General features: G+C 56.0%; 26 protein-coding genes, 1 tRNA gene and 1 rRNA gene. 17 read left to right on the top strand and 11 right to left on the bottom strand.

Annotated elements, in window-relative coordinates:
• The 3 genes from BM235_RS24545 to gyrA all read right to left on the bottom strand — a co-directional run.
• Nucleotides 1–145: ribosomal RNA gene (locus BM235_RS24545) — 16S ribosomal RNA — on the bottom strand; the annotation flags it as partial.
• Nucleotides 146–481: 336 nt separating this feature from the next.
• The gene (locus BM235_RS24540) at nucleotides 482–1,540 is read right to left on the bottom strand and encodes an HD-GYP domain-containing protein (protein ID WP_090116872.1); all 1,059 of its coding nucleotides are present in this window, start codon (nucleotides 1,538–1,540) and stop codon (nucleotides 482–484) included.
• 28 nt (nucleotides 1,541–1,568) lie between these two features.
• Nucleotides 1,569–4,073 (bottom strand): DNA gyrase subunit A, encoded by a 2,505-nt coding sequence (gyrA, locus tag BM235_RS24535; protein WP_090116871.1) that lies wholly within the window; start codon nucleotides 4,071–4,073, stop codon nucleotides 1,569–1,571.
• A gap of 133 nt (nucleotides 4,074–4,206) precedes the next feature.
• Between gyrA and BM235_RS24530 the strand changes: the two genes are divergently transcribed.
• The gene (locus BM235_RS24530) at nucleotides 4,207–5,019 is read left to right on the top strand and encodes a YheC/YheD family protein (RefSeq protein ID WP_090116870.1); all 813 of its coding nucleotides are present in this window, start codon (nucleotides 4,207–4,209) and stop codon (nucleotides 5,017–5,019) included.
• Between the two features lie 56 nt (nucleotides 5,020–5,075).
• On the opposite strand, the gene gyrB is transcribed toward BM235_RS24530, so the two are convergent.
• The 6 genes from gyrB to dnaA all read right to left on the bottom strand — a co-directional run bounded on the left by gyrB (nucleotide 5,076) and on the right by dnaA (nucleotide 11,410).
• Entirely contained in the window at nucleotides 5,076–6,992 is a 1,917-nt protein-coding gene (gyrB, locus tag BM235_RS24525; RefSeq protein WP_090116869.1) for a DNA topoisomerase (ATP-hydrolyzing) subunit B, read from the bottom strand.
• Between the two features lie 36 nt (nucleotides 6,993–7,028).
• Nucleotides 7,029–7,277, bottom strand: a complete 249-nt coding sequence (gene remB / locus BM235_RS24520) for an extracellular matrix regulator RemB (RefSeq protein ID WP_090116868.1) — start codon at nucleotides 7,275–7,277, stop codon at nucleotides 7,029–7,031.
• Nucleotides 7,278–7,302: 25 nt separating this feature from the next.
• The gene (gene recF, locus BM235_RS24515) at nucleotides 7,303–8,421 is read right to left on the bottom strand and encodes a DNA replication/repair protein RecF (protein ID WP_090116867.1); all 1,119 of its coding nucleotides are present in this window, start codon (nucleotides 8,419–8,421) and stop codon (nucleotides 7,303–7,305) included.
• A 64-nt stretch (nucleotides 8,422–8,485) separates the two neighbouring features.
• Complete coding sequence (gene yaaA, locus BM235_RS24510) at nucleotides 8,486–8,704, bottom strand: S4 domain-containing protein YaaA (protein WP_090116866.1); 219 nt, start codon at nucleotides 8,702–8,704, stop codon at nucleotides 8,486–8,488.
• Nucleotides 8,705–8,714: 10 nt separating this feature from the next.
• The gene (dnaN, locus tag BM235_RS24505; RefSeq protein ID WP_090116865.1) at nucleotides 8,715–9,857 is read right to left on the bottom strand and encodes a DNA polymerase III subunit beta; all 1,143 of its coding nucleotides are present in this window, start codon (nucleotides 9,855–9,857) and stop codon (nucleotides 8,715–8,717) included.
• Nucleotides 9,858–10,057: 200 nt separating this feature from the next.
• The gene (gene dnaA / locus BM235_RS24500) at nucleotides 10,058–11,410 is read right to left on the bottom strand and encodes a chromosomal replication initiator protein DnaA (protein ID WP_090116864.1); all 1,353 of its coding nucleotides are present in this window, start codon (nucleotides 11,408–11,410) and stop codon (nucleotides 10,058–10,060) included.
• Between the two features lie 476 nt (nucleotides 11,411–11,886).
• Here dnaA and rpmH point away from each other — a divergent pair, with 476 nt between their 5' ends.
• The 12 genes from rpmH (at nucleotide 11,887) to BM235_RS24435 (ending at nucleotide 23,139) form a co-directional block, all read left to right on the top strand.
• On the top strand, nucleotides 11,887–12,021 hold the full coding sequence (gene rpmH, locus BM235_RS24495; RefSeq protein ID WP_090116863.1) for a 50S ribosomal protein L34: 135 nt from the start codon (nucleotides 11,887–11,889) through the stop codon (nucleotides 12,019–12,021).
• 92 nt (nucleotides 12,022–12,113) lie between these two features.
• A complete protein-coding gene (gene rnpA / locus BM235_RS24490) occupies nucleotides 12,114–12,557 on the top strand; it encodes a ribonuclease P protein component (protein WP_090116862.1) in 444 nt (147 codons plus the stop codon).
• A 234-nt stretch (nucleotides 12,558–12,791) separates the two neighbouring features.
• Nucleotides 12,792–13,619: a YidC/Oxa1 family membrane protein insertase gene (locus BM235_RS24485; RefSeq protein WP_090116900.1), complete on the top strand. Its 828-nt coding sequence runs from the start codon at nucleotides 12,792–12,794 to the stop codon at nucleotides 13,617–13,619.
• Nucleotides 13,543–14,160, top strand: a complete 618-nt coding sequence (gene jag / locus BM235_RS24480) for an RNA-binding cell elongation regulator Jag/EloR (RefSeq protein ID WP_090116861.1) — start codon at nucleotides 13,543–13,545, stop codon at nucleotides 14,158–14,160. The genes BM235_RS24485 and jag overlap by 77 nt, the downstream gene beginning before the upstream one ends.
• A 106-nt stretch (nucleotides 14,161–14,266) precedes the next feature.
• Entirely contained in the window at nucleotides 14,267–15,643 is a 1,377-nt protein-coding gene (mnmE, locus tag BM235_RS24475) for a tRNA uridine-5-carboxymethylaminomethyl(34) synthesis GTPase MnmE (protein ID WP_090116860.1), read from the top strand.
• 32 nt (nucleotides 15,644–15,675) lie between these two features.
• A complete protein-coding gene (mnmG, locus tag BM235_RS24470; protein WP_090116859.1) occupies nucleotides 15,676–17,574 on the top strand; it encodes a tRNA uridine-5-carboxymethylaminomethyl(34) synthesis enzyme MnmG in 1,899 nt (632 codons plus the stop codon).
• Nucleotides 17,574–18,302: a 16S rRNA (guanine(527)-N(7))-methyltransferase RsmG gene (gene rsmG / locus BM235_RS24465; RefSeq protein ID WP_090116858.1), complete on the top strand. Its 729-nt coding sequence runs from the start codon at nucleotides 17,574–17,576 to the stop codon at nucleotides 18,300–18,302. The genes mnmG and rsmG overlap by 1 nt, the downstream gene beginning before the upstream one ends.
• A 428-nt stretch (nucleotides 18,303–18,730) precedes the next feature.
• Entirely contained in the window at nucleotides 18,731–19,564 is an 834-nt protein-coding gene (noc, locus tag BM235_RS24455) for a nucleoid occlusion protein (RefSeq protein ID WP_090116899.1), read from the top strand.
• 54 nt (nucleotides 19,565–19,618) lie between these two features.
• Nucleotides 19,619–20,392: a ParA family protein gene (locus BM235_RS24450; RefSeq protein WP_090116856.1), complete on the top strand. Its 774-nt coding sequence runs from the start codon at nucleotides 19,619–19,621 to the stop codon at nucleotides 20,390–20,392.
• Nucleotides 20,373–21,227 carry a ParB/RepB/Spo0J family partition protein gene (locus BM235_RS24445; protein WP_090116855.1) on the top strand — a complete coding sequence of 285 codons (855 nt, stop codon included), beginning with the start codon at nucleotides 20,373–20,375 and terminating at the stop codon, nucleotides 21,225–21,227. Before BM235_RS24450 ends, BM235_RS24445 begins: the two co-directional genes overlap by 20 nt.
• Before the next feature lie 179 nt (nucleotides 21,228–21,406).
• Nucleotides 21,407–22,573, top strand: coding sequence for an aminotransferase class V-fold PLP-dependent enzyme (locus BM235_RS24440; RefSeq protein ID WP_090116854.1), 1,167 nt, complete (start codon nucleotides 21,407–21,409; stop codon nucleotides 22,571–22,573).
• Between the two features lie 83 nt (nucleotides 22,574–22,656).
• A complete protein-coding gene (locus BM235_RS24435) occupies nucleotides 22,657–23,139 on the top strand; it encodes a DUF4446 family protein (RefSeq protein WP_090116898.1) in 483 nt (160 codons plus the stop codon).
• On the opposite strand, the gene yyaC is transcribed toward BM235_RS24435, so the two are convergent.
• On the bottom strand, nucleotides 23,114–23,731 hold the full coding sequence (gene yyaC, locus BM235_RS24430; RefSeq protein ID WP_090116853.1) for a spore protease YyaC: 618 nt from the start codon (nucleotides 23,729–23,731) through the stop codon (nucleotides 23,114–23,116). The two genes, BM235_RS24435 and yyaC, sit on opposite strands and share 26 nt — an antisense overlap.
• 109 nt (nucleotides 23,732–23,840) lie before the next feature.
• Between yyaC and BM235_RS24425 the strand changes: the two genes are divergently transcribed.
• From BM235_RS24425 to BM235_RS24410, 4 genes are all read left to right on the top strand, one after another.
• On the top strand, nucleotides 23,841–24,086 hold the full coding sequence (locus BM235_RS24425; protein WP_090116852.1) for a putative Se/S carrier protein: 246 nt from the start codon (nucleotides 23,841–23,843) through the stop codon (nucleotides 24,084–24,086).
• Between the two features lie 138 nt (nucleotides 24,087–24,224).
• A complete protein-coding gene (locus BM235_RS24420; RefSeq protein WP_255374572.1) occupies nucleotides 24,225–25,019 on the top strand; it encodes a mechanosensitive ion channel family protein in 795 nt (264 codons plus the stop codon).
• Nucleotides 25,020–25,022: 3 nt separating this feature from the next.
• Nucleotides 25,023–25,241 carry a DUF951 domain-containing protein gene (locus BM235_RS24415; protein ID WP_090116850.1) on the top strand — a complete coding sequence of 73 codons (219 nt, stop codon included), beginning with the start codon at nucleotides 25,023–25,025 and terminating at the stop codon, nucleotides 25,239–25,241.
• An 81-nt stretch (nucleotides 25,242–25,322) separates the two neighbouring features.
• Nucleotides 25,323–25,413 (top strand) — tRNA-Ser (locus BM235_RS24410).
• 674 nt (nucleotides 25,414–26,087) lie between these two features.
• Here BM235_RS24410 and BM235_RS24405 read toward each other — a convergent pair.
• Entirely contained in the window at nucleotides 26,088–26,273 is a 186-nt protein-coding gene (locus BM235_RS24405) for a YjzC family protein (protein WP_090116849.1), read from the bottom strand.
• Nucleotides 26,274–26,350 lie beyond the last annotated feature (77 nt).

The following is a 26,350-nucleotide window of genomic DNA, read 5'->3' as shown; positions in this document are numbered from 1 at the left end:
GTCTTCAGGGCAGGTTGCCTACGTGTTACTCACCCGTCCGCCGCTAACTCAGTTTGTAGCAAGCTACAAACTAAATCCGCTCGACTTGCATGTATTAGGCACGCCGCCAGCGTTCGTCCTGAGCCAGGATCAAACTCTCCATAAAGGGTAGTTCGACTTGCTCATTTCATTGCTGGTATAACTTTTGCTTCCGCCCCGAAAGGCTTCAGCGTCCGTTTGTTTTAACGCTCGATGTTCAGTTTTCAAGGAGCAATCTTGTCTTCGCTCTCGGCCTCTTGCTCGGCGGCCTCTCAGCGGCGACTTGAATAATATATCACAGGCGCCCAGACGATTGCAAGCTTAATTTCAATAAATCTCACTAGGAATTTTATGACATACATTGACCTTTAATTTGCCCGATTTACGCACCATGAATGGCTTATTTATAAATAGAAAGAGACCGAACGTCTGACCTGTCCGGTCCCTTTCTTTGCTCCGTCCCTCAGGATGAATATACCGCGGTAATAAAGAGGTTCCGATCCTTGGCGAGGTTCACGATCTCGCCGAAGATCGACACCATGGGTCTCGTCGGATTCGCCCTGTCGGTGAATACGATCTCCCCGACCCGGTTGTCGTTCAACTGGACGAGCATACCGTTGTAGAACTGGGTGTTGCGTTCAATAAAGCATTGGATCATCAAAGGATCCAGCTTGCCGAACGCTTCCTTCTGCAACTGCTCCAATACGATATACGGCGATTGAGCCGTTCGGTACGAACGAGCGGACGTCATCGCATGGTACATGTCCGCGATCGCCACGATCTTGGCGTACGGATGAATCTTGTCTCCGATCGCCTTCATGGGGTAGCCGCTGCCGTCGATCCGCTCGTGATGCTGCAGCGCGGTCAGAATGATCCCCTGGTTAAGCGACGTGACGCCCTCTAGCAGCTTGTAACCGTAGACGGTGTGCTGCCGCATCTCGGTCAACTCGTCGGTCGTGAGCCGTCCCGGCTTGCGCAGGATCGTTGAGTCGATTCGCGTATTGCCGATATCGTGCAGCAGCCCGGACAGCGCTACCGCTACCCAGTCCTTCTCCGGCAGCTTCATCCACTTGGCGAGCTGGTAACCCGTCAGCGCCGTCAATACGCTGCCGCGGATCCAAGGCTCCGCAGCAGGATCGTATGGCGGCACGAACGTCAGCACGTGATATTCGTCGATATGATCGAGCAGATCCTTAAGCCCGCCTCGAATCTCGAAAATCGGGAGTTTCTGCCCCGGACCCATCATCTGAAACGTATGTTTTAGCAGCCGCTCCATTTTCAAAAAGTTCTGATGGAGCGAGGAGAGCGGCACCGACTTGTCTTCCTCGATCTCGAGCAGGTCCGACTCCTCGAGGCCCGCTCTCTTGATGTCCGCATCCGGGATGAGGTACGCCTGCAGGATCTCTAGATCGCGCGCGCTGAGCGTACGGCCCTCCGGGAACAGCATATTACCGAAAGACGTCTGCACTTCGCGCAGCAATAGATCTCCCGTCTGTACTTGCGATACCGGCAGCACAGCCACGACGTCTACCTCCCCTTAGATCCGTTCCTTATTCAGAATCTTCCGCGCCTTCGGCGTCTACGCCTTCGGTGCCTGCGCCTTCGGATTCTTCCGCATCTTCTTCATCGTCTTCGTTGCGCGGCGCTCTCGCTACCGTCGCTACGGCGTCTTCGTCCTTGATGTTGATCAGCTTGACGCCTTGGGTGATCCGGCCCATCGTGTTGATCGTGGACATGCTCATCCGGATCAACGTGCCGCCCGAGGTCATGATCATCAAGTCTTCTTCGTCCTGGACGACTTTGAGGCTGACGATCGCACCGTTCTTGTCGGTGACGTTCAGCGTCTTGATGCCCTTGCCGCCACGGGTCTGCGTGCGATACTCGCTCAGCGGCGTACGCTTGCCGTAACCCTTGGAGGTGACGATGAGCACGGTCTGCTCCGGATCGACGATATCCATGTCGATGACCTCGTCGCCTTCGTCCAGCTGAATCCCCTTCACGCCGGTGGAGGAGCGTCCCATCGAGCGGACATCGTCCTCGGAGAAGCGAATCGACATGCCCTGTGCCGTGCCCATGACGACCTCGCGGCTGCCGTCCGTCAGCTTAACGCCGATCAGATCGTCGTCTTCGCGCAGCAGGATCGCGATCAGACCGACCTTGCGGATGTTCGCATAGTCGTCGAGCGGCGTCTTTTTCACGATACCGCACTTGGTCGCGAAGAACAGATATTGATTCGGCTCGAACGATTCGACCGGGATGACCGCGTTGATCGTCTCGCCCTGTTCGATCTGAATCAGGTTGATGATCGGCGTGCCCCGCGCGGTCCGGCTCAAATCCGGTATCTCGTACGCCTTGAGGCGGAATACGCGTCCCTTGTTCGTGAAGAACAGAAGGAACTGGTGCGTATTGGACACGAAGAGCCGCTCGATAAAGTCGTCGTCCTTCGTATCCATGCCTACGACGCCGCGGCCGCCGCGCCGCTGACTGCGGTACGTGGAGACGGGCAGGCGCTTAATGTAGCCGGAATGCGTCATCGAGATAATGACGTCCTCGCGCGGGATCAGATCCTCGTCGAGAATCTCCTCGTCGCTCGTCGTGATCTCCGTGCGGCGGTCGTCGCCGAACCTCTGCTTGATCTCTTCGAGCTCGTCGTGGATGATTTCCAGCACAAGTCCTTCGTTGGCCAGAATCTCTTGATACTCGGCGATTTTGACCATGAGCTCCTGATACTCCTGCTCGATCTTCTCGCGCTCGAGTCCGGTCAGACGCTGCAGGCGCATCTCGAGGATCGCCTGGGCTTGATCGTGGGACAAGCCGAACCGCGTCATCAAACCCTCACGGGCCTGCTCCGTCGTCTGCGAAGCGCGGATCAGTGCGATGACTTCGTCGAGATGGTCGAGCGCGATGCGCAAGCCTTCGAGGATGTGGGCGCGCGCCTGCGCCTTCTTCAGATCGTACTCGGTTCTGCGGCGGATGACTTCGATCTGGTGCTGAATATAGTAATGGAGCACGTCGCGAAGGTTCAATACCTTCGGCTCCTTGTTCACGATCGCGAGCATGTTGATGCCGAACGTCGACTGCATCGCCGTCTGCTTGTACAGATTGTTCAGGACGACGCTCGGATTGACGTCGCGGCGCAGCTCGATGACGATCCGCATGCCGTTGCGGTCGGACTCGTCGCGCAGATCGGTGATGCCCTCGATCCGCTTGTCCCTCACGAGCTCGGCGATCTTCTCTACGAGACGCGCCTTGACGACCTGGTAAGGCAGCTCATGGACAATGATCCGGGCTTTGCCGCCGTTCTCCTCGATCTCGGCGCGAGCGCGCATCGTGACCGATCCGCGTCCCGTGCTGTAAGCCTGCCGAATGCCTTGGCGTCCAAGGATGAATCCGGCGGTTGGGAAGTCAGGACCCGTGATGTACTCCATAAGATCAAGGGCCGTCAGGTCAGGGTTCTTGATGAGGGCCTGCGTGCCGTTAATGACCTCGGTCAAATTGTGCGGTGGAATATTGGTCGCCATGCCGACCGCGATGCCCGTCGTGCCGTTGACCAACAGGTTCGGGAACCGGGAAGGGAGCACGTCCGGCTCTTGCTCTTCGCCGTCGTAGTTCGGGACGAAGTCTACGGTCTCTTTGTTGATGTCGCGCAGCATCTCCATCGCGATCTTCGACAGGCGCGATTCCGTATAACGCATCGCTGCCGCCATGTCGCCGTCGATGGATCCGAAATTGCCGTGACCTTCGACCAGCATATAGCGAAGCGAGAAATCCTGCGCCATCCGAACCATCGTTTGATAGATGGAGGAGTCGCCGTGCGGGTGGTACTTACCCATGACGTCGCCGACGATACGCGCGGACTTCTTGAACGGCTTGTCCGGGGACATGCCGAGCTCGGACATCCCGTACAGGATGCGGCGAAGTACCGGCTTCAACCCGTCTCTAACGTCGGGCAGCGCGCGGCTGACGATGATGCTCATTGCGTAATCCATGAACGATTCCCGCATCTCCACGCCGATATCCCGGTCGCGGAGGGGGGAACGCTGTTCCTCGGCCATGCTGATCCTCCTTCAATACCCTGCACTATTGTCAAATCGCCATGGTCACCCAGGGCAGAAGCGTCATACTCTAAAAAAGGATGAATGAAAACATTATACCATATTGATGGCGCGAAAGGTGGCGTGAACGCCTATGCCGATCAGGCGGATCAGCAGCAAATGGGCGAAAACCGAAGCGCTGCTGGCTTCTACGGAGCTGCGCGGCCTCGTGCCGGACACCCGGCCGTTCGAACCTGATACGGTCCGCGATATGCTGGACGAATACGGCATGATCTACGTGAAGCCGGTGAACGGTACTTTCGGCAATGGCGTCATCCGTCTGGCCAAAACGATCGGGTCCGATGATGGTTACACGCTCCAAGCCGGCGAAAAGCAGATTTCCTTTCCAAGCTTTGACGACATGTACGACGCGCTTCTGAAGTTAAAGCGTCCTCGTCCCTATCTGTCCCAGCAGGGTATCGAATTGCTCAAGCAGGACGGTCGCCGATTCGATTTTCGCGTGATGGTTCAGGTCAGTCCGACCGGACAATGGGAGACGACCGGCATCATCGGGAGACTCGCCCACCCGCGCAAAATCGTGACCAACTACCATGCCGGCGGTACGCCGCTGCCCATGGAGACGCTGATGAAAGCGCACCTGGAAAAGGCGGGGCGAACGAGCCGCGGCTACCGTCTGGAACTCTCGAGGCTCGGCGTGGACGTCGCTTCAGTGCTCGGCAAGCGTTTTCCAGGACTCAAAGAGATCGGCATCGACGTCGCGGTCGACACGGAGCTTAAGCCTTGGATCCTCGAGGTCAACACGCTGCCCGACCCATATATCTTCCTGCGGCTGCCCGACCGCAGCGTATATCGCCGGATCCGTAAGTACGCTACAGCCTACGGACGTTTTCGCCGCGGAACCCGCGCTTCGGCAAATTTCAGGCGACGTCGCGCCGGCAAGCGATAACGGCCATAAAAAAGCACCCGCTGAACGCATCGCTGCGCCCGGCGGGTGCCGAAGCCTCACACGTCCAGATTCTTGACATACCTGGCGTACTGATGGATGAAATCCCGCCGCGGCTCGACGCTGTCTCCCATAAGCGTATCGAAGATCAAGTCGGCCCGGATCGCATCCTCGATCCGCACTTGTAGCATCGTACGGCTGTCCGGATCCATGGTCGTATCCCATAGCTGGTCGGCATTCATCTCGCCCAGACCTTTGTACCGCTGCACGTTGACCTTGGCGCCCTCGCCGAACTCGGCGATGATCGCGTTGCGCTCAGCCTCGGACTGCGCGTAGCGGACGACCTTGTTGCGCTCGATCTTGAAGAGCGGCGGCTGCGCGATGTAGACGAAGCCCTCCTCGATCAGGTTCCGCATATACCGGTAGAAGAAGGTGAGGAGCAGCGTGCGAATGTGCGCGCCGTCGACGTCGGCATCGGTCATGATGATGATCTTGTGATAGCGCGCCTTGGCGATATCGAAGTCGTCGCCGATGCCGGTGCCCAGCGCCGTAATGATCGCCCGGATCTCCGCGTTGGACAGAATCTTGTCCAGGCGCGCCTTTTCAACGTTCAGAATCTTGCCCCGCAGCGGCAGGATCGCTTGGAAGTGACGATCGCGGCCTTGCTTGGCCGATCCGCCTGCGGAGTCGCCTTCGACGATGTACAGCTCGCTGATCGAAGCGTCCTTGGACGAGCAGTCCGCCAGCTTGCCCGGGAGCGAGCTCACTTCGAGCGCGCCCTTGCGGCGGGTCAGCTCGCGCGCCTTCCGCGCGGCTTCACGTGCCCGGGACGCTTGAAGGGACTTGTCCACGACCTTGCGCGCGACGGCCGGATTTTCGCCCATGAACTCCAGCAGCTTGTCGGCGAAGAGCGACTCGACGATGCCTCGCGCCTCGCTGTTGCCGAGCTTGGTCTTGGTCTGTCCTTCGAACTGCGGCTCCGGAATCTTGACCGAGATGATCGCCGTCAAGCCTTCGCGGCAATCGTCGCCGGTGAGGTTCGACTCGTTCTCCTTGACGAAGCCCATCTTGCGCGCGTAGTCGTTGACGATACGGGTGAGCGCGCTCTTAAAGCCCGACTCGTGCGTGCCGCCTTCGTGCGTGTTGATGTTGTTGGCGAACGAATAAATGTTCTCGGTGTAGCCGTCGTTGTACTGCATGGCGATCTCGACCGCGATGCTGTCCTTGGTGCCCTCGACGTAGATCGGCTGCTCGTGCAGCGCCTCGCGCGTACGGTTCAGATACTGAACGAATTCCTTGATGCCGCCGTCGTACTTGAACGAATCGTGCATGCTGGTCCGTTCGTCGGTGAGCGTCAGCTGGATGCCCTTGTTCAGGAACGCCAGCTCGCGAATCCGTCCGACCAGCACGTCGTATTCGAACACCGTCGTCTCGGTGAAGATCTCCGGGTCCGGCTTGAAGCGCGTCTGCGTGCCGGTATCCTCTGTCTCGCCGATGACCTTGAGATCGTATTGGGGCGCGCCTCGGCGATATTCCTGTTGATGGATCTTGCCGTCCCGCTTGACGGTGACGCTGACCCACTCAGAAAGGGCATTCACGACGGAGATGCCGACGCCGTGCAGACCGCCGGACACTTTGTAGCCTTCGCCGCCGAACTTGCCGCCGGCGTGAAGGACGGTCATGACGACCTCGAGGGTCGATTTCTTCAGCTTGGCGTTCTCGCCGACCGGGATGCCCCGGCCGTTGTCGATGACGGTCACGCTGTTGTCTTCATGTATTATGACGTCGACGCGGGTACAATAGCCTGCGAGCGCCTCGTCGATACTGTTGTCGACGACCTCCCAGACAAGGTGATGGAGACCCTTGCCGCTGGTCGACCCGATGTACATGCCGGGACGCTTGCGGACGGCCTCCAACCCTTCTAGTACCTGTATCTGACTCTCATCGTATGTGTTGTGCTGCGAATTCACGGACAACTCTTCCACCGCCTTCTTAACGTTGACGCGCTGCTCCTACAAATCGACCAGATGATGCGCCCGCTTCTTGAGGGTAGAAGACGATATGGGCGAATAATACACTCTCTCCTCGGTGACGACGATAGACTTGGGATCTTCCTCGCCGATCGTCTCCACGATACGGTTTTTCCGGGCCTGCGCCACGAACTGCCTGGACAGCTTCGAGGACTGCTCGATCGAGATATCGAAGATCGCGACCAGCTGCGAAGTCCGGACGATTTTCTCCCCGCCCAGATGAATGTACATATTGAGCCCCTCCACATTCCCTGCCTTAGGGCAGCACGGTACCGCCGCGTACGTGATAGATAGCGGCATCCTTGAGCCTGCTCATGTTAACGCTCTCCAAGCCCGTCGTCGTGATGAACGTCTGCACGCGGTTCTGGAAAGTCTCGATGAGCTGCGTCTGCCGCTCCTGATCAAGTTCGGACAAGACGTCGTCGAGGAGGAGCAGCGGATACTCCCCGATCTCTTCGCGCATAAGCTCCAGCTCCGCCAGCTTGAGCGACAGCGCCGCCGTCCGCTGCTGACCCTGCGAGCCGAAGGTCTGCACGTCCCTGCCGTTAATGGCAAACGCCAAATCGTCCCGATGCGGACCGATGAGCGTCGTGCCGCGGCGGAATTCCTGTTCCTTGCCTTGTGTTAACTTTAACATAAATTGTTGCAATAAAGAAGATTGATCTTGGGGCGGGGTCCCTTCCTCCGCGGCGAGAGAAGGTTTGTAGACGACGGTCAGCGATTCCTTGTCTCCGGTGATGCCGGCGTGGATCTTCTCGGCCCACCCTTGCAGCTTATGAATAAAGTTTTGCCTTCTCTGCATCATTTTAACACCGGAGGCGGCTAATTGTTCATTCCAAACGTCGAGCATCTCGGCGGATGCCCTGGAGGCGTCGGTAGACTTCAGGTAATTGTTGCGCTGCTGGAGGATTCGTTGATACTGCAGGGAGTCGTGCAGGTAGGCCGGATGCACTTGGCCGATCTCCATGTCCATGAACCGTCGTCTGATGCCTGGTGCGCCCTTTACGATGTCTAGATCCTCGGGTGCGAACAGCACGACGTTGACCGTGCCGACGAAGGCGCTGAGCTTGCGCTGCTCGAGTCCGTTGATCTTCGCTTTTTTGCCTTGCGCGGAGAGCTGGAGCTCCAACGTGACCTTGCCGAGCTTGCGCTCGATCTCGGCTTCGATGCGGGCCGACGTCTCGTTCCAGCCGATCAGCTCGCGGTCTTTGGAAGTACGGTGCGACTTGGTCAGCGCGAGTACATGAATGGCTTCCAGCAGGTTCGTCTTGCCCTGCGCGTTGGGACCGATGATGATATTGACGCCTGCGGCCGTCGCTAGCGACAGTTCGCCGTAGTTGCGGTAGCCATGCAGTGCGATCTTGTTCAGCTGCATGCGGGACTTCCTCTCTGGACTGCCCGACGGCAGCTCGTACGAAATACGGCTGCGCCGGCGCAGACTATGGCTTAGCGCGAACGGCGAAGCTGCCGCAGCCAGCCACTTCGATGACGTCGCCGGGGCGCAGCTTGCGACCGCGGCGGTTTTCTTTTTCTCCGTTCACGAGCACTTCGGTCTCCTGCAGGAAATGCTTCACTTCGCCGCCGGACCCGATGCAATCGCCGAGCTTGAGCAGCTGCTGCAACTGGATATATTCGGTCGAGATCTCGATTTCCTTCATGAGTCGCTCCTCAATTCGTCGTCCGGTAAGGAAGAATGAGATGCAGGCTGTTGTCGTGATCGCGCGGTTTGAAGATGATCGGGCTCATCGCGCCGTTGAAGCCGATGTACAGCTGCTCGCTGTCCACGACCTTCAGCACGTCGAGCATATACTTGGAGTTGAAGGCGATTCGCAGAGGCTCGCCGGTCAGATCCGTGGCGTCCAGATGCTCTTGTACGCGTCCGAGCTCGGAGGAGCTGGAGTTGATCTCGATGTTGCCGTCATCCGTCGTCAGCAGGCGGACGATGTTCGTCTTTTCTTCGCGCGAGAGCAGGTAAGCGCGGTCGATCGCGTCGCTGAGCGATTTTGTGTTCAGGACGAGTTCTGTTTTGAACTGGCTCGGAATAATCTTGGAAGTGTCGGGATAAGCGCCGTCGAGCATCCGTGAAAAGAACAACACTTCGCCGAGCTTGAACAGCACCTGATTATCGGCGACGACGATGTCGACGAGGGTGTTCTGGTCGGGAATGATCTTCGACAGCTCGTTCAGCGTCTTGCCTGAGATGACCACGCCGGCGAACTTCAACGCCGGATCGGTGTCGATGTTGGTCTTGCAAGTGGCCAACCTGTGCCTGTCGGTCGCGACGAACTTAAGGACGCCCTCTTGCAGGCTCCAGAGCACGCCGGTCAGGATCGGCGTCGATTCGTTGGTCGTGACGGCGAACACCGTCTGACGGATCATCGAACGAAGCAGGTCTCCCGGAATAGAGAAGACGCGGTCTTCTTCCAATATGGGGAGCACGGGGAATTCCTCCGGATCGAGTCCGACGAGTTGGATCTCGGTCGCGCCGGAATGGATGAGCGTCTGGAAGCGTTCGCCGACTTCAAGATTGACTTCCTCGTGCGGCAGCTTTTTGACGATCTCGACGAAAAACTTGGCTGGCAGCACGACGCTCCCCGGACGTTCGACCTTCACGACCGTCTTGCTCGCGGATTCGAGCGGAATAAAGTGTTGAATGGAAATGTCGGTATCGCTGGCGGTCAACGTGACGCCGCGATCGCTCACGTCTATTTTAATGCCGCTTAGGATCGGTATCGTGCTGCGTGCGGATACCGCCTTGGATACGTTTTGAACCGCTTCGTTTAACTCCGTGCGCAATATCGTCAATTTCAACGGGATCACCTCGTCTATTCGCCTTAATGGTATGGTCTTAAAAGATAGTCGTAGTAGTAGGGGCCCTGAATATGTGGATAAGCCCAAAAAAGCCGAAAACGACAACCTATCCACATGTGTACGAGTTGTGCATAGGTTTTTTCGTTATTCACGTTTTAAATGCGGCGTTTTTGTCCACAGGTGGATATCGAGGTTCGCGTTTACGTCAGGTTTTTGATCTTCTCCGTCAGGTTGCCGACGATCTTGTATAGCTCGGCGTCGACTTTCAGCTGCTGCGTGATTTTCTCGTGGGCGTGGATGACCGTCGTGTGGTCTCTCCCGCCGAAGTTGTCCCCGATCTTAGGCAGCGAATAGTCCGTCAGTTCCCGGGATAGATACATCGCGATCTGCCGCGGGAAAGCGACGGCCTTCGTACGCTTGCGCGCTTTGAAATCCTCGAGTTTCAGTCCGTAGAATTCGCCGACGCGCTGCTGGATATCCTGAATGGTGATGAGACGGTTGCGTCCGTTCGGCAAAATGTCCTTAAGCGCCTCGGCGGCCAGATGCGTAGACACATCCTGGTTCGTCAACGACGAATAAGCCACAATTCGAATCAGGGCGCCTTCGAGCTCCCGGATGTTCGAATCGATCATGTTCGCGATGTATACCATCGCCTCGTTCGGAATGTCCAGATTCTCCGCCTTCGCTTTCTTGCGAAGGATCGCGATGCGCGTCTCAAGGTCCGGCGGCTGGATGTCCGTGATCAGGCCCCACTCGAAGCGCGAGCGCAGGCGCTCCTCCAGCGTCGGGATCTCCTTGGGCGTGCGGTCGCTGGAGATGATGATCTGCTTGCTCTCTTCGTGCAGCGCGTTAAAGGTATGGAAGAACTCCTCTTGCGTGCCGTCTTTGCCGGCGAGGAACTGGATATCGTCGATCAGAAGCACGTCGATGTTGCGATACTTGTTGCGGAAGCTCTCGCCGCGGTTGTCCCGGATCGCGTTGATGAATTCGTTCGTGAACTTCTCCGACGATATGTAGAGTACCTTCGAAGATGGGTTGTGCTCCAAAATATAATGTCCGATCGCGTGCATCAAGTGGGTCTTGCCCAGTCCTACGCCTCCATAAAGGAAGAGCGGATTGTACGCCTTGGCCGGCGCTTCCGCGACCGCGAGGGAAGCGGCATGGGCGAAGCGGTTGCCGGCCCCGATGACGAACGTATCGAAGGTGTACTTAGGATTAAGCATATGTCCGACGGGTTCTTCGGGTCCCGCATTCTTGACGACGGGCACCGCGGGGAACGGCGCGGGCGGCTCGGGCGACCGGAACTCTTCGATCGCGAACCTGACCTCAACCGAATGGTCCAAGTAATCTGCCAACGTCGAAGAGACGAGTTTCTTGTACCTATTCTCCAGCCATTCCGCCGCAAAGGTGGTGGGAGCGGTTACAACCACTGTCTCGTCATTAAGGAAATTCGCTTTGGTGGCTTTGAACCACGTATCGTAACTCGGTTTGCTTAATTTTGTCTGGATGACCGACAAGACCTGCTGCCAGATCTCGTTCGTACGGCTGTCCACATGGAGTCACTCCTTTAACCCGACAGGCGGACAAGAGGGAGGGCGGCGATGTCGAAGGATGTCCTTTGCAACAAGTTATCCACACAATTCCTCTTTATTCTTTATCGAGATGTCCATAAGAAGGGATTTTGTTCACAGATTTATACACAGGGTGTTAATAAAAAGAGGTTTAACAGCCGTTATCCACGTCGAATGGGTGAACTTATCATAGCAGATGAACCCGCTGAATTCAACGGAATTCGCCCTGTTATCCACATTTTCAATAACTTGTGGATGAAATCTGTGCACAACACAAGATATTGTTGATATTCTGTGCGAAGATTCGACAAAATGAGCGACGAGTCTTTTTTCTCTCCCTTTTTATGCACATGTGAATATCTTCCGAAACCGCCTGCCTTTGAGTTCATTGACTTCTGGGCCCCCTTATGGTTTAATAAATGGACATATGAGTTCTTTTCGTAAGGAGGTATCAAGAAGTGGGACCGACATTTAAGCCGAACGTGAACAAGCGGAAGAAGGTACACGGATTCCGCAGCCGGATGAGCTCGAAGAACGGACGCAAGGTTCTCGCCGCTCGCCGTCAAAAGGGCCGCAAAGTATTGTCCGCTTAAGGATAAAGACCACGTGAGGTGGTCTTTTTTCATGTATATGGGAATAACTGATGTACGGACTTCAGTCCATAATCCGGCGATGAGGGATGAGGATGGAAAGAAAACTGCGGCTGCGAAGCAAGGAAGACTTCAGCCGTATCTATAGAAGCGGAAAATCGTTCGCGAACTCGCAGTTCGTCGTCTACTGGCGGCGCAAGCCGGATCCCGGGCTGTACCGGCTCGGGATCTCGGTGAGCAGCAAGCTGGGAGGCGCCGTGGTCCGCAACCGCATGAGGCGGATGATCAAGGAGATCGTGCGGCTTAACGGTTCGCGCATCGTCGAAGGCACCGACATGATCCTGATCGTACGCAAGCCCGCCATCTCTCTTCCATATATAGAGATGGAGCGAAGCGTGCTTCACGTGCTTCGCAAAGCGGGTCTGACCAAAGGGTCCACGCCGCCTCCGGCGCAGGACAGAAGGCCCTACCGGCCGGGGCCTGGCGGAGGCAAACCGAAGACGCCTGGAGGCGCTCCGCGCGCTTTCCATTGCCAATAATCTTATGGTATAGTTGACTTGTGTTTTGGGCTTTGAAAGAGACGGATCTGCCCCTCGGTTCCGGGACGGCGAATTCGTACGGATGCATGAACGGCGATCCGTTTTTTCTGCCGTTTCGCCTATTTCCGGGATCCCCGCAAAGTCCCATTCGGCTTCAAAGTCACGGCTCCACCTTGGTGGGGTTATTTTAGAGGGGAGTTTTGAGGTTTGTTGTTGCGCAATCGCAAATTCTGGATGGTCTCCGGTCTTCTGGTTTCCTTGATGGTATTCCTGTCCGGATGTACGCCGCCCACTACAAGAAAATCCACTGCGGACCTGGCTAATGGGAACTGGTGGGACAGCAATGTCGTATACTGGTTCTCGCTTATGCTGGACAAGTTCGCCGAATGGTTTAACGGCGAATACGGCCTCGCAATTCTCCTGCTCGTGATCATCGTGCGGACGATTATTCTGCCGCTCATGATCAAACAGTACAAGAGCACGAAGGCGATGCAGAAGCTGCAGCCGCAGATGAAGGAGATCCGCGAGAAGTACAAGGACGACACCCGCAAGCAGCAGGAAGAGATGATGAAGCTCTACCAGGAGCATCAGGTCAATCCGCTCGCAGGTTGTTTCCCGCTTGTCATCCAGATGCCGATTTTTATCGCGCTTTATCGCGCCATTACCGTCAACGCCAACGTTTATGAGCATACATTCCTGTGGCTTCAGCTCGGCAAGCCGGACAAGTTCTATATTCTTCCGGTGATCGCCGCATTGACCACGTTCGTTCAATCGAAGATGATGCAGTCCCAGCAGCCGCAGCAGATGGGCGCGATGAAGGGCCTGATGCTGATCTTCCCCGTGTTGATCTTCGTCATGGCGCTTTCGTTCCCGGCCGCGCTTCCGCTTTACTGGATTTACAGTAATATCTACACCATCACGCAGAACTATTTCATGTATGGACGCAAAGCCGAGCCGCAAGGCAACGGCAAGGAGGCCATCGCAGATGAAAAAGGTCGAAGCAACAGGAAAGTCGGTGGAGGAAGCGGTAAGAAAAAGCCTCGTCACTCTCGGGGTAAGTGAGGACCGCGTTAAAGTAACCGTGCTCGAGCAGCCCAGCAAGGGGCTGTTCGGCCTGATCGGCGCCAAGGAAGCCCGCGTGCAGCTGGAGCTGCTGCCGGACGGCGTCGATCACGCGGTCGCTTTTCTTCAGGAAGTAACCGACGCCATGCATTCGACCGTGGAGATCGCTCGGGACGACAGTGCAGACGAAGTCTTGATCAACCTGTCGGGTGCCAACCTGGGCATGCTGATCGGACGCAGAGGCCAGACATTGGACGCGCTTCAGTATCTGGCGAACATCGTCGCGAATCGTCATTCCGACCGTCATCTGCGAATCGTCCTCGATGCGGAGCAGTTCCGGCAAAGACGTAGAGAGACGCTCGAAGCCCTGTCCGACCGTATGGCGCTTCGCGCCGCGAAGACGAGGAAGGACATCGTGCTCGAGCCGATGAGCGCCTCCGAACGGAAGATCATCCATGCGAAACTTCAAGGCCATCCGAACGTGCGCACCTACAGTCAAGGCGATGAACCGAACCGCTGCGTCGTCATTGCTATCAAGTGAATGAATGTCCAACGCAATGGCTTGCAGATGCAAGCGGACCATTGCGTTTTTTGTTTATGGCAGGTATTGGGGTTTATATCAGCTTAGCGCTAAATGAGGGAACGATATGAATGAAGATACGATAGCGGCGGTAGCTACGGCGCTCGGAGAAGGCAGCATCGCCGTCGTCCGCGTGAGCGGGGCGGAGGCGATCGGCAAGGTGGCGCCGCTCTTCAAGTCGCGAGAGGACTTGCGGGAGGTACGGTCGCATACCGTGCATTACGGGTGGATCAAGGATCCGGATAGCGGAGACGTGCTGGACGAAGTGCTCGTGACCGTCATGAAGGGTCCGCGTTCGTTCACCGCGGAGGACGTCGTAGAGATCAGCACCCACGGTGGCATCGTCGCCGTCCAATCGGTGTTGGAGCTGCTGCTGCGGAGCGGAATCCGCATGGCCGAGCCAGGCGAATTTACCAAGCGCGCCTTTTTAAACGGACGGATCGATCTTGCGCAAGCGGAAGCGGTCATCGACCTGATCCGGTCGAAGTCCTCGAAGGCGTTCCAAGTGGCGCGCAAGCAGGCGGAGGGAGCGTTGTCGAAGCGCCTTGTGCCGCTTAAGGAGCAGTTGATCGAATTGCTCGCGCATGTTGAAGTCAACATCGATTATCCGGAGCATGATGTCGCGGAGGTCACTGCCGGCGTTATTAGGGACCACTGCGGCGCCGTGCTACGGCAAGTGGAGACGCTGCTTAAGACGGCAGCGGAGGGAAAGATTCTGCGGGAAGGCATCGTAACGGCGATCGTGGGCCGCCCGAATGCAGGCAAGTCGTCACTACTGAACGCGCTGGTGAAGGAGAATCGGGCGATCGTGACCGATATTCCCGGGACGACGCGAGACATCGTCGAGGAGTCGGTCACGCTGTCGGGCATTCCGCTGCGGCTGCTCGATACGGCTGGCATCCGGGAGACGGAGGATGTCGTCGAACGGATCGGCGTGGAGCGCTCGCGCGGTGCGCTCGGCGATGCGGATCTGATCCTGCTCGTATTAAGCAGAAGCGAAGCGCTTCACGAGGAGGAGCGGCGTCTGCTAGAGGAGCTGAAGGACCGGCCGACGATCGTCATCTTGAACAAGTCGGATCTGGCACCTTGCCTCGAAGAGGAAGAGGTACGCTCTATGTATCCGAGCGAGCGGATCGTCTCTTTATCGGCCAAGGAAGGCTTAGGGATGGAGGATCTGGAACGGGCCGTCTCCAAGCTGTTTATGAGCGGCGGAATCGAGTCGGCGGATGCCACGTATGTTAGCAATGTTCGGCATATATCGCTGCTGCATGCATCGGCGCGTTCGCTGCAGGATGCCATCGACGGCGCGGAGCAAGGGCTGCCTGTCGATCTGATCCAGATCGACATCGCGGCGGCATGGGAGTCGCTCGGCGAGATCGTAGGCGACACGGCATCCGAATCGCTGCTGGACCAGATATTTTCAAAATTTTGTCTTGGAAAATAAATATTTACAACTAAAAAAGGAGTGTTTCCACAGTGGGATATCTAGCAGGCGAGTACGACGTTATTGTTGTCGGCGCCGGGCATGCAGGCGTTGAAGCTGCGCTTGCGGCTGCGCGGATGGGCTGCGAGACGCTGCTGCTTACCATTAATCTCGACATGATCGCATTTATGCCGTGCAATCCGTCGGTAGGCGGACCGGCGAAGGGACATGTCGTTCGCGAGATCGATGCGCTTGGCGGAGAGATGGGGCGCAATATCGACAAGACCTTTATTCAGATGCGAATGCTGAATACGGGTAAAGGACCGGCGGTTCACGCTCTGCGTGCACAAGCCGACAAGTTTCTGTACCAGCATGCGATGAAGGAGACGATCGAGCGGGAGGAGAAGCTGACGCTTCGCCAAGGCATGGCCGAAGAGTTGATCGTCGAAGACGGCGTATGCCGGGGCGTCGTCACGAAGACGGGCGCGGAATACCGTGCGAAGACCGTCGTTATCACGACAGGCACCTACTTGCGGGGCAAGGTCATCATGGGAGAACTGATGTATGAGAGCGGTCCGAACAATCAGCAGCCGTCGGTGAAGCTGTCCGAATCGTTGCGCGAGAACGGTTTAAAGCTCGTACGTTTCAAGACAGGTACCCCGCCGCGCGTTCACAAGGATACGATCGACTTCTCGAAAACGGAGATTCAGCCTGGCGACGACAAGCCGAAGTATTTCTCTTATGAAACGGAGTATTCGGAGCGGGCAGGAGAACAACTGCCTTGCTGGCTGACTTACACATCTGAAAATACGCACAAGATCATTAACGACAACTTGCATCGCGCGCCAATGTTCTCGGGTGCCATCGAGGGGACAGGTCCGCGATATTGTCCTTCGATCGAGGATAAGATCGTCCGCTTTGCCGATAAGCCGAAGCATCAGATTTTCCTGGAACCCGAAGGTGCGAACACGAAGGAGTATTATGTACAGGGACTGTCGACGAGCATGCCAGAGGATGTTCAGCTGCAGATCCTTCGTTCAATCCCCGGTCTGGAGAAAGTGGAGATGATGCGTACTGGCTATGCGATCGAGTACGATGCGGTCGTGCCGACGCAGCTGTGGCCGTCTCTGGAGACGAAGGTCATTTCCGGATTGTTTACTGCTGGACAGATAAACGGCACGTCCGGTTATGAAGAGGCTGCAGGACAAGGCATTATGGCCGGTATCAACGCAGCGCGCAAGGCGCAGGACAAGGAACCGGTCATCATCGACCGTTCCCAAGGATATATCGGCGTTATGATCGACGATCTGGTCACCAAGGGCACGAACGAGCCTTATCGTCTGCTCACGTCTCGCGCCGAATATCGTCTGCTTCTCCGTCATGACAATGCGGATCTGCGCCTCACGCCGCTGGGCAAGGAGATCGGTCTAATCTCCGACGCGCGCTTTGCTTTGTTCGAGGACAAGAAGGAGAAGGTAGAAGCGGAGTTGTCCAGGCTGAAGGAAGTACGGATCAGACCCGACGAGCCCACGCAAGCGCTCCTGGCTTCCATCGAATCGGCGCCGCTTCAGAATACGGTAGACGGCATTACCTTGCTTCGACGTCCGGAAGTGACGTATGCGCATATCGAGAGCTTCTCGCCCTCCCCTGTGGCCCTATCTGAAGATATGAAGGAACAAGTCGAGATTCAGGTGAAATACACGGGATATATCGAGAAGCAGCTGGCCCAAGTGGAGAAGCTGGCCAAGATGGAGAAGAAGCGTATTCCGGACGATATCGACTATAGCGCCGTGCACGGGTTGGCGACCGAAGCGAAGCAAAAGCTTCATCAGATTCGTCCGCTTAATATCGGGCAGGCTTCGCGGATCTCCGGCGTGACGCCAGCCGACTTGTCCATTTTGCTCGTGCACTTGGAGCATTACAATCGCGTGACGGCGGCTAGGAGCAGCTAATGGCTGATGAACTGCAGCGTTGGTTCAGCGAGCGGGTTCGTACGGACTTAGGAATCGAGCTGAATGATATTCAGCTCGATCAGTACGAGTCTTACTATCGCTTGCTTGTCGAGTGGAACGAAAAGATGAATCTGACGGGCATCACGGAGCGAGGAGCCGTCTACGAGAAGCACTTCTACGACTCTTTGACATTAGGTGCGCTGCCCGAAGCTGTATCAGCTCGCAGCATGGCGGATATCGGGGCGGGAGCTGGATTCCCGTCCATTCCTTTTAAGATCGCCTTTCCCCAACTGGAAGTCACCATCGTCGATTCGCTAGCCAAGCGCATTCGCTTTCTGCAGACGGTAGTCGACGAGTTGCAGCTGGGCAACGTTACGCTCGTCCACGGAAGGGCGGAGGATATCGGTCGATTGGGCGAGCACCGAGACCGATACGATCTCGTGACGGCTCGCGCTGTCGCTCGGTTGGCGGGACTAAATGAGTTATGCCTTCCTTTTGTTAAAATCGAAGGACACTTCGTTGCGATGAAGGGATCGGACATCGCAGTTGAGTTGGAAGAGTGCGCCAGAAGTATACGTTTATTGAATGCGAAGCTTAGATATACGCGAGAGCTCAAGCTGCCGCTAGAACAATCCGAGCGCCAACTGATCGTCATCGGCAAGCTTGGAAAGACGCCAAAAGATTACCCTCGCAAAGCCGGAATTCCGCTGAAGCAGCCTCTAGTCTAAATTAATGTTCCACGTGAAACAAAATTGCCATATTTTCGTGTTTCACGTGGAACAAATCAGCCTTCAAAACGAGGAAACTCTTTTCAAGAGAAGGATTCAGGCGTACAATAGAGAATATATATAGTACTGCAAAATCGTCGTGCCGCATATGCGCCTCGAAGGCGTGAAATGGCGGCGCTTTTTTCGTCACTCTGCACCTCCGGCATGGTTTAATCCTTGCCTTTTCTCCATGCAAAGAGCACCTTCGAATGGTAAGTTCCTGCATGCGAATGTCCTGTCTGTCGACGGTTCCTGTCGAATATTGTGTAGATACGGGTAGTTTGAAGGCTGCACCAGACTCTATTAGTCTGCTGTTTAACGTGCTAGAACTAGAGCAGATTTGTTTTAACCGGAACCTCATTACAGATGAACGTGGTGGGATGGAAGACATGAGAGAACCGTTATCTCGTTTGTTCGGATTGTCCGAACGGAGCGGCCAGGAAGAAGTTCGGCAGATTGCCGTAGTGGATATCGTCCCGAGCCCATATCAACCCAGGTCTGTCTTTGATGACGACCGGATCGACGAGCTATGTCAGACGATCAAGACGCTTGGCATCATCCAGCCGATCGTAGTCCGTGTCCGAGACGGCAAATACGAGCTCATAGCGGGAGAACGCCGCTGGCGTGCGGTCACCAAACTGGGCATGGAACACATCCCGGCGATCGTCAGAGAAATTAACGATTCGCAGGCTGCCTCGATGGCTTTGATCGAAAATCTTCAACGCGAAGGCCTGACTTCGATCGAGGAAGCCGTCGCTTATCAAAAACTGATCGATCTGCATCAGTTGACGCAGGAAAGTCTGGCACAGCGACTGGGTAAAAGCCAGTCTACGATCGCCAATAAAATTCGCCTGCTTCAACTGGGCGAGAACGTTAAGTTGGCGCTCATGGAACGCAAGATTACGGAGCGTCATGCCCGTGCCATGCTGGCGCTGCCGAACGAAGAAGCGCAGAACAAGCTTCTTCAAGAGATTATCGATAAAGAACTCAACGTGAAACAAACGGAAACTCGCGTCGCCTTTCTCCTTGAAGCGAGTAAGCCCGCCAAGTCGCGCCGCGTATCTTTTTCCAAGGATATTCGGCTCGCAATCAATACGATACGGCAGTCGGTAGATATGGTTACGGGATCGGGCATCCCGATCAAGTCCAGCGAACGCGAACTGGACGATCATATCGAGATCGTCATTACGATACCGAAGAAAAACAACAGCAATCCAAGCTAGTTGGGAGTCATGATACTCCAGCAAGTTTAGGCGGCTGACGATGAGGTGAACGGGTTGTCCAAAATTATTGCCATTGCCAATCAAAAGGGCGGTGTCGGCAAGACGACAACGGCTGTCAACCTAGGCGCCTGTCTGTCTACGTTGGGACGTAAAGTGCTCATCGTGGACATCGACGCACAGGGCAATACGACAAGCGGTGTCGGCATCAATAAAGCCGATGTGGAATATTGCATCTATGATATCTTAATCAACGAGATCCACCCCAAACAGGCGATTGTGGATACGGCTCTGCCGAATCTGAAGCTCATTCCTGCGACGATTCAGCTCGCAGGTGCCGAGATCGAGCTGGTGCCGACCATCTCCCGCGAGGTTCGCCTGAAAAAGGCGCTAGCGATGGTTCGCAATGAATTCGATTATATTTTGATCGATTGCCCGCCTTCTTTGGGCATTTTGACGATCAATTCGCTGACGGCCTCCGACTCGGTCATTATCCCGATTCAATGCGAGTATTATGCGCTTGAAGGTTTGAGCCAACTGCTCAATACGATTCGACTTGTTCAAAAGCATCTGAACACCTCGCTTCAAATCGAAGGCGTTCTTCTCACGATGTTCGATGCGCGCACGAACCTGGGCATTCAGGTCATCGAAGAAGTTAAAAAGTATTTCCAACAAAAGGTTTATCAGACGGTTATCCCGCGCAATGTTCGTCTTAGCGAGGCGCCATCGCACGGGCAATCGATCATCACATACGATCCTAGATCCAAAGGGGCCGAGGTTTATCTCGAGCTGGCGAAGGAAGTGATTACGTATGAGCAAGCGGCTAGGTAAAGGGCTCGACGCGCTGATCACGTCGCTATCCATCAAGGAAGACGACAAGATCGTAGAGATTCCATTAGCGCAGCTCCGCGCGAATCCGTATCAACCGCGCAAGACATTTGAAGAAGAAGCAATCAAGGAATTGGCTGAATCGATTCGCGAGCATGGCGTCATTCAACCGATCATCGTTCGCACGGCACTCCGCGGCTTTGAGATCATTGCGGGCGAACGTCGATTCAGAGCATCGCAATTGCTTGGCAATCCGACGATTCCAGCTGTCGTGCGTGCATATAGCGATCAGCAAGTCATGGAAATCGCGCTCATCGAAAACGTACAGCGCGAAGATTTGAATGCAATCGAAGTGGCAATCGCTTATCAATCGATCATGAACCAATTCGCTTTGACGCAAGAGGAGCTATCGCTTAAAGTAGGCAAGTCCCGATCCCATATTGCCAACTTTCTACGGTTGCTTGCGCTGCCGGACGAGATCAAAGAGCATGTTTCACGTGGAACATTGTCGATGGGACACGCAAGGGCATTGGCGGGAATCAAAGAAGACGCCAAACGCAAAGATCTAGCGAAGCAGACGCTGGCTAACAATTGGAGCGTCCGCGAGCTCGAGAATGCCGTGCAACAAATGGACGCAGTCGTTAAAGGGAAAACCGTTAAGGCAAAGTCTAAAAAGCGCGATCCTTATATTGAAGAAATTGAGGAGACGCTTCGCGAAAGGTTCCAGACAACGGTGCGGATCAAACCGAACAAGGACAAGGGACGCATCGAGCTTGCCTACTTCAGCAAAGGCGATCTGGAGCGATTGCTAGAGATCCTGCAAGCGATCAAAGCATAAGATCTGCCATCCACGATCGAAGGCTCGTGGCGGAAGCGGAGAATAAAACGGCTTCGCGCTTGGAATGCCAAGAGCGAGGCCGTTTTCGTTCGCGGCGCTTGCGTTCGCCGTTGGGCATAAGACGAGAAACCTTAGCAAATGAATCAAGCAGCAGTAGGTGAAACGAGGAGGCGCTTTAAATGCAGGAAAGGCCATTGATCTATCTGGACAATGCGGCGACCTCCTGGCCGAAGCCTCCGGGCGTGATGGAAGCCATGGAGAAGTCGATGCGTGAGGCTGCTGCCAATCCCGGCCGCGGCAGCCATGAGATGGCGGTCAAAGCGAGCAGGGTGCTGTTCGAAGGACGCAAGATGCTGGCACGTCTGTTCAAGATCGCAAACCCGAACGACATTGCCTTCATGCTCAATACGACGCACGCGCTAAATCAAGCGATTCAAGGACTGCTAAAGCCGGGCGATCATGTCGTAACGACAGCGATGGAGCACAACTCCGTACGGCGTCCACTTGAAGCGCTGAAGCGCAAACTGGGTATTCAAGTGACCTATGTGCCTGTCGGCGCGGACGGCATATTAAAACCGGAAGATGTCAGGCTAGCGATTACCCCGGCTACGAAGCTCGTGGCCGTCACGCATAGTTCCAACCTGCTGGGGACGATAGCACCGATCGGCGACATAGGCACCGTCACGCGAGCGGCCGGCGTGCCGCTGCTCGTCGATGCGGCGCAAAGCGCGGGCGTGCTGGAGATCGACGTGGAAGGGATGAATATCGATCTGCTGGCATTTCCGGGACATAAGGGATTAATGGGACCGCAAGGGACGGGAGGCCTGTACATCCGACCGGAGCTGGAGCTCGAGCCTCTTATGCATGGAGGCACCGGAAGCCGCTCAGAATCGCCTGAGCAGCCTTCTATGAGACCCGACAGATACGAGGCAGGCACGCCGAATACGATCGGCATAGCCGGCCTTACGGAAGGCGTGCGGTTCGTCTTAGGCGAGACCGTGCAGCGTATTCACGCCACAGAACTAAGCTTGACCCGGCAGCTGATGGCGGGCCTCGCAGAGATGCCTGGCGTTCACCTATTAGGGCCGAGTCCGGAGATCGAGCGTACGGCCATCGTCGCCTTTACGGTGGACGGCGTCGATCCTTCGGAGACTGCATTTCTATTGGACCGCCAGTTCGGCATCGCCGTGCGGTCCGGGTTTCATTGCACGCCGCTTGGACATGAGAGCGCAGGGACGACGGAGACGGGGGCAGTAAGAGCCAGTCCAGGATATTTTACGCAGCAATCGGATATTGTATCGTTGATAAGCGCCGTGAAGGATATCGGAGAAACGTTGCGGGCATAAGGCCGGCAGAATGACGGAAGGCGGTCCGGCATCCGCGGGGCCGTCCGATCCGGAGAGCGGGGGAGCAATCGAGCGTGAACGGGATGGACGAGGATGCAAGCTTGGCGGCGCTCGGAGGCGCCGGCATACTGATTTTCATATTGTTGATCTGGGTCATTATCTTAAGCGTCAAACTATCCAAGCTCGCAAGGGCGCACCGGCGAATGATCGGCGAGACCGGCGTTCCGAAGCTAGAAGATGTACTGATGAAGGTTCACGATCGAATGGGGGACGTGCAGGCCAAGCAGGCCGTGCAAGAGGCGACGATGGCGAATCAAGAAAAACGCCTCGTAGCTCTCAAAGGGCGCGTAGGCGTTCATCGGTTCAACGCTTTTTCCGATCAAGGCGGCGAGATCAGCTTCGCGGTCGCTATCGTCAACGATGAAGAGGACGGCGTCGTCCTGACAGGCATTCATAGCCGGGAGCAGACCTTCTTGTATGCGAAGCCGGTGTCCAAAGGAGAGTCGAGTTATCCCTTGACGCCGGAGGAGAAGACAGCGATCAGTCAGGCAGCGCGTAAGGAATAGGTGCGCCGCGAATATTGCGAATGGCGGTGGAGATGCAGCCGGCGATGATGTCGGCCATCTTCACGACCAGATTGAGTCTCGTATTTTGAAGAACGAAGTATTCCATAAAACCGCCGACGTTCACGATGCCCGTCATATGTATATCGCCGACCGGGGGCAGATCCTTGTTCACGCCGGCGCCCGGACGTACGGGACCCGATGCGAGATGGATGCAGCCGACGCTGGCAACTTGTCCGAGACAAGCGTCGATCGCGATGACATAGGGCTGCTTGGAGTTTCGCATGATGGTGTAGAGCGTCTCGCTCAAATTCATCGCATGTACAGGTTCGTCCAACGTGCCGTAAAGATCGAACATGCCTTGCGCATGCCTGGCCAGCGTAGTCCCTACGAGCGGTCCGAGCGCGTCGCCCGTGGACCTGTCGGTACCTACGCAGACGACGACGATCTGCCGGTCGGAGGGAAGGTGAAGCAGCTCGCGCGTGAGCCGCTCGGACAGCCGCTGCATGACGGCAGGTTCGTTGTAGGGTATTTTCAAAGAGAGCGCGGTGGCTTCCGCCGCATAGCCGGCCCTTTTATCCCAAGCGCCATTCATTCGTCCGCTTCGCCTCCTCCGTGGAATAGTAGTAGTATATGGACGAGAGGGGCAATTTATACTTGTTCGGACCGCATGCTAGCAATCGATGCAAGAAGAGGGAGAGGCCATGGATCCATTATTGATCGCGTTCGACTCGACGCAGCAGGCGCTGCGGGCCGAAATGCTGCTTGAATACGCGGAGGTAGAGATCGATATCCGGCCGACGCCGAAGGAGATCACGGCTGGTTGCGCGCTGTCCATCGAATTTCCCCAAGAGGCTCTGGACCAAGTCAGAGGGATCATAGCCGAAGAGAAAGTGGAAATTCGCGGCTTGTTCAAGCGATCGAGCGTCGGCTACGAACGAATCGACTAGAGAGGTGAAGAGAGGATGTCCGGATATCCACAGCCCTTTTTATTGGCAGATGCCGGGGAGGCAATTGAAAAAAAACTAACGCTGTGGCAGCAATTTTTGGACGACATATGGGACTCTTTAAGCAATACCCACATGTGGATGAGCGTATTGAAGGTCGTGCTGCGGATTCTCGTTATCCTCATCGTCAGTCGGATCATTCGCATCGTGATCAACCGGGTTGTGGATAATTTCATGAATCCCAAAGCGTCGAAGAGGCTTAAGCTCAGGACAAGACGCGTTCAGACGGTAGGCAAGCTGCTTAAAAATACGGCGACCTATATTATCAACTTCATCGTTCTCCTGCTCGTGCTGAACGAGTTCAATATCAATCTCGCGCCGCTGCTCGCGGGAGCGGGCGTGATCGGGCTCGCGATAGGCTTCGGCGCCCAGAGCCTGGTAAAGGACGTCATCACGGGATTCTTCGTCATTCTCGAAGATCACTTCTCGGTCGGGGACGTCATCGAGGTCGGGGGCAAGTTTAAAGGAACGGTCGAGATGATCGGCCTTCGCGCGACGCGGATCCGCAGCTGGACAGGCGAGGTATTCATCCTGCCGAACGGCAACATCTCCGACGTCACGAACTATTCGGTCAATAATGCGCTGGCCGTGGTGGACGTATCCGTAGCGGCGACGGAAAATCTCGACCATATGGCGGAGATCGTCAAAAGCGCTGCGGCGAAGTTCGAAGATACGAATATCGTAGGCAGGGCGGAGTTTCTCGGCATTCAGTCGGTAACCGCGAGCGACGTGATCCTGCGGCTAACGGTGCTGTGCCGGCCCAATACGCAGTCGACCGTATCCAGGCATCTGAATGCGGAGGTTAAAAAGGCGTTCGAAGCCGCGGGCAATCCGCGATATTATTCGATCGAGGCCATGGAGAGGGCGGGGAGCTGACGGATGGAAAGGAAGGAATTCGGACTCGGCGACATCGTGCAGATGAAGAAGCCGCATCCCTGCGGCGCCAATGAGATGGAGATCATCCGGATGGGGATGGACATCCGGATCAAGTGCGTCAAGTGCAAGCACAGCATCCTGCTGCCCCGGGCGAAGTTCGAGAAAAGCATGAAGAAAATGCTGCAAGCTGCGCCGCGCGAAGAGGTCGATCCGGCCGAATAAGAGGCAGAATAAGCTTGTACATTTTGATCGCAAAACAGGGTTGCAAGTTGTCCTGGATTGTGATACGATATTCCTTGCTGCGGAGAGGTACCCAAGTGGTCCAAGGGGGTTGACTCGAAATCATCTAGGCGTCGCAAGGCGTGCGTGGGTTCGAATCCCACCCTCTCCGCCATACATAAGACATCAAGCGGTTCCCAATCGGGAGCCGCTTTTTTGCAGCTAAGCGAAGAGACCCGAATGCAAAATTCGGGTCTCTTCTTCTTCGTGCAGCGCCATTCATCTCCGCCTTGGCGGGATGACCTCGATCGAGCAAATCGGATCGATCTCGCGTGCGATTCGGGTCAGGGCGACGGCTTCGATACAGAACACGGGATAGCCGAGTGTCGCCTTGCACCCACACGCGCTTCAGGTTGAGCTGCGCCGAGACCGCCTCGTGAATATCAGCCGCCCGGCGGCTGGTCACGCAAGTGACAGGGCGGAGGAACAGACCGAGCTGGCGAAGGTTGTTGGATAGACCGGCGCTACGAACCGCCAGAGGGACGGCGACAAGCGCCTAAAATGACGAAAGACCCCTTGCGGGGTCCTCCGGGCGACGTTAGTTGAAGCTGGACTTCCATGTCGTACGTGACGTTGCCGGTTCATCCCGGCGCTTCGGCTACTTGAAGGCTCGCTAACGCGATAACGTGTATTGCAAGACCATGTCTGCGACACAACCCCTCGCTTCCTACTCCGTCTTCGACGTTCCTCCTGCGGGTTGTTGCCTGCAAAGGTTCAACGGAACCAACACCTCTCTGTTCGTCGCCGGTAATTAGAATGTCCGCCTACGGGGGGCAATATACGCGCCGTTTAAAATTGTTTCACCTTTTTCCACTTGCGATTGTGATTCGTCGTCTCCGGGAACCGCTCGCCTTTCTCCAGCGTGACATGTTTCGGATCCTCGATGTTCATGTGAAAAGCATCCTCGCTCACTTCCATGTAATGACCGTTGTTCGGCGCGCGATCGCCCGGCTCGAATTGCGTTTGTTCGCCCATTTTGATGATCACCTCCCGGCTTTAGTGTTGCGGGAAAAACCTTGCGGTATGCGGGCCAATGTGATAAAGTATTCAGG

It is taken from the genome of Cohnella sp. OV330, from assembly GCF_900112065.1.
GTDB lineage: Bacteria > Bacillota > Bacilli > Paenibacillales > Paenibacillaceae > Cohnella.
The sequence above is the reverse complement of the archived record's forward strand: the minus strand, read 5'-3'. Positions and strand labels throughout refer to the sequence as shown.

Excerpts from the sequence above, each read along its gene's own strand:
- noc (WP_090116899.1), top strand. The coding sequence starts at position 18,731 with ATGAGAGAACCGTTATCTCGTTTGTTCGGATTGTCCGAACGGAGCGGC.
- BM235_RS24435 (WP_090116898.1), top strand. The coding sequence starts at position 22,657 with ATGGACGAGGATGCAAGCTTGGCGGCGCTCGGAGGCGCCGGCATACTG.
- rsmG (WP_090116858.1), top strand. The coding sequence starts at position 17,574 with ATGGCTGATGAACTGCAGCGTTGGTTCAGCGAGCGGGTTCGTACGGAC.
- BM235_RS24485 (WP_090116900.1), top strand. The coding sequence starts at position 12,792 with ATGGTCTCCGGTCTTCTGGTTTCCTTGATGGTATTCCTGTCCGGATGT.
- BM235_RS24445 (WP_090116855.1), top strand. The coding sequence starts at position 20,373 with ATGAGCAAGCGGCTAGGTAAAGGGCTCGACGCGCTGATCACGTCGCTA.
- yyaC (WP_090116853.1), bottom strand. The coding sequence starts at position 23,731 with ATGAATGGCGCTTGGGATAAAAGGGCCGGCTATGCGGCGGAAGCCACC.
- BM235_RS24530 (WP_090116870.1), top strand. The coding sequence starts at position 4,207 with ATGCCGATCAGGCGGATCAGCAGCAAATGGGCGAAAACCGAAGCGCTG.
- remB (WP_090116868.1), bottom strand. The coding sequence starts at position 7,277 with ATGTACATTCATCTGGGCGGGGAGAAAATCGTCCGGACTTCGCAGCTG.
- gyrA (WP_090116871.1), bottom strand. The coding sequence starts at position 4,073 with ATGGCCGAGGAACAGCGTTCCCCCCTCCGCGACCGGGATATCGGCGTG.
- BM235_RS24440 (WP_090116854.1), top strand. The coding sequence starts at position 21,407 with ATGCAGGAAAGGCCATTGATCTATCTGGACAATGCGGCGACCTCCTGG.
- BM235_RS24425 (WP_090116852.1), top strand. The coding sequence starts at position 23,841 with ATGGATCCATTATTGATCGCGTTCGACTCGACGCAGCAGGCGCTGCGG.
- jag (WP_090116861.1), top strand. The coding sequence starts at position 13,543 with ATGAAAAAGGTCGAAGCAACAGGAAAGTCGGTGGAGGAAGCGGTAAGA.
- recF (WP_090116867.1), bottom strand. The coding sequence starts at position 8,421 with ATGCAGCTGAACAAGATCGCACTGCATGGCTACCGCAACTACGGCGAA.
- mnmE (WP_090116860.1), top strand. The coding sequence starts at position 14,267 with ATGAATGAAGATACGATAGCGGCGGTAGCTACGGCGCTCGGAGAAGGC.
- BM235_RS24420 (WP_255374572.1), top strand. The coding sequence starts at position 24,225 with ATGAGCGTATTGAAGGTCGTGCTGCGGATTCTCGTTATCCTCATCGTC.
- yaaA (WP_090116866.1), bottom strand. The coding sequence starts at position 8,704 with ATGAAGGAAATCGAGATCTCGACCGAATATATCCAGTTGCAGCAGCTG.
- BM235_RS24405 (WP_090116849.1), bottom strand. The coding sequence starts at position 26,273 with ATGGGCGAACAAACGCAATTCGAGCCGGGCGATCGCGCGCCGAACAAC.
- rnpA (WP_090116862.1), top strand. The coding sequence starts at position 12,114 with ATGGAAAGAAAACTGCGGCTGCGAAGCAAGGAAGACTTCAGCCGTATC.
- BM235_RS24415 (WP_090116850.1), top strand. The coding sequence starts at position 25,023 with ATGGAAAGGAAGGAATTCGGACTCGGCGACATCGTGCAGATGAAGAAG.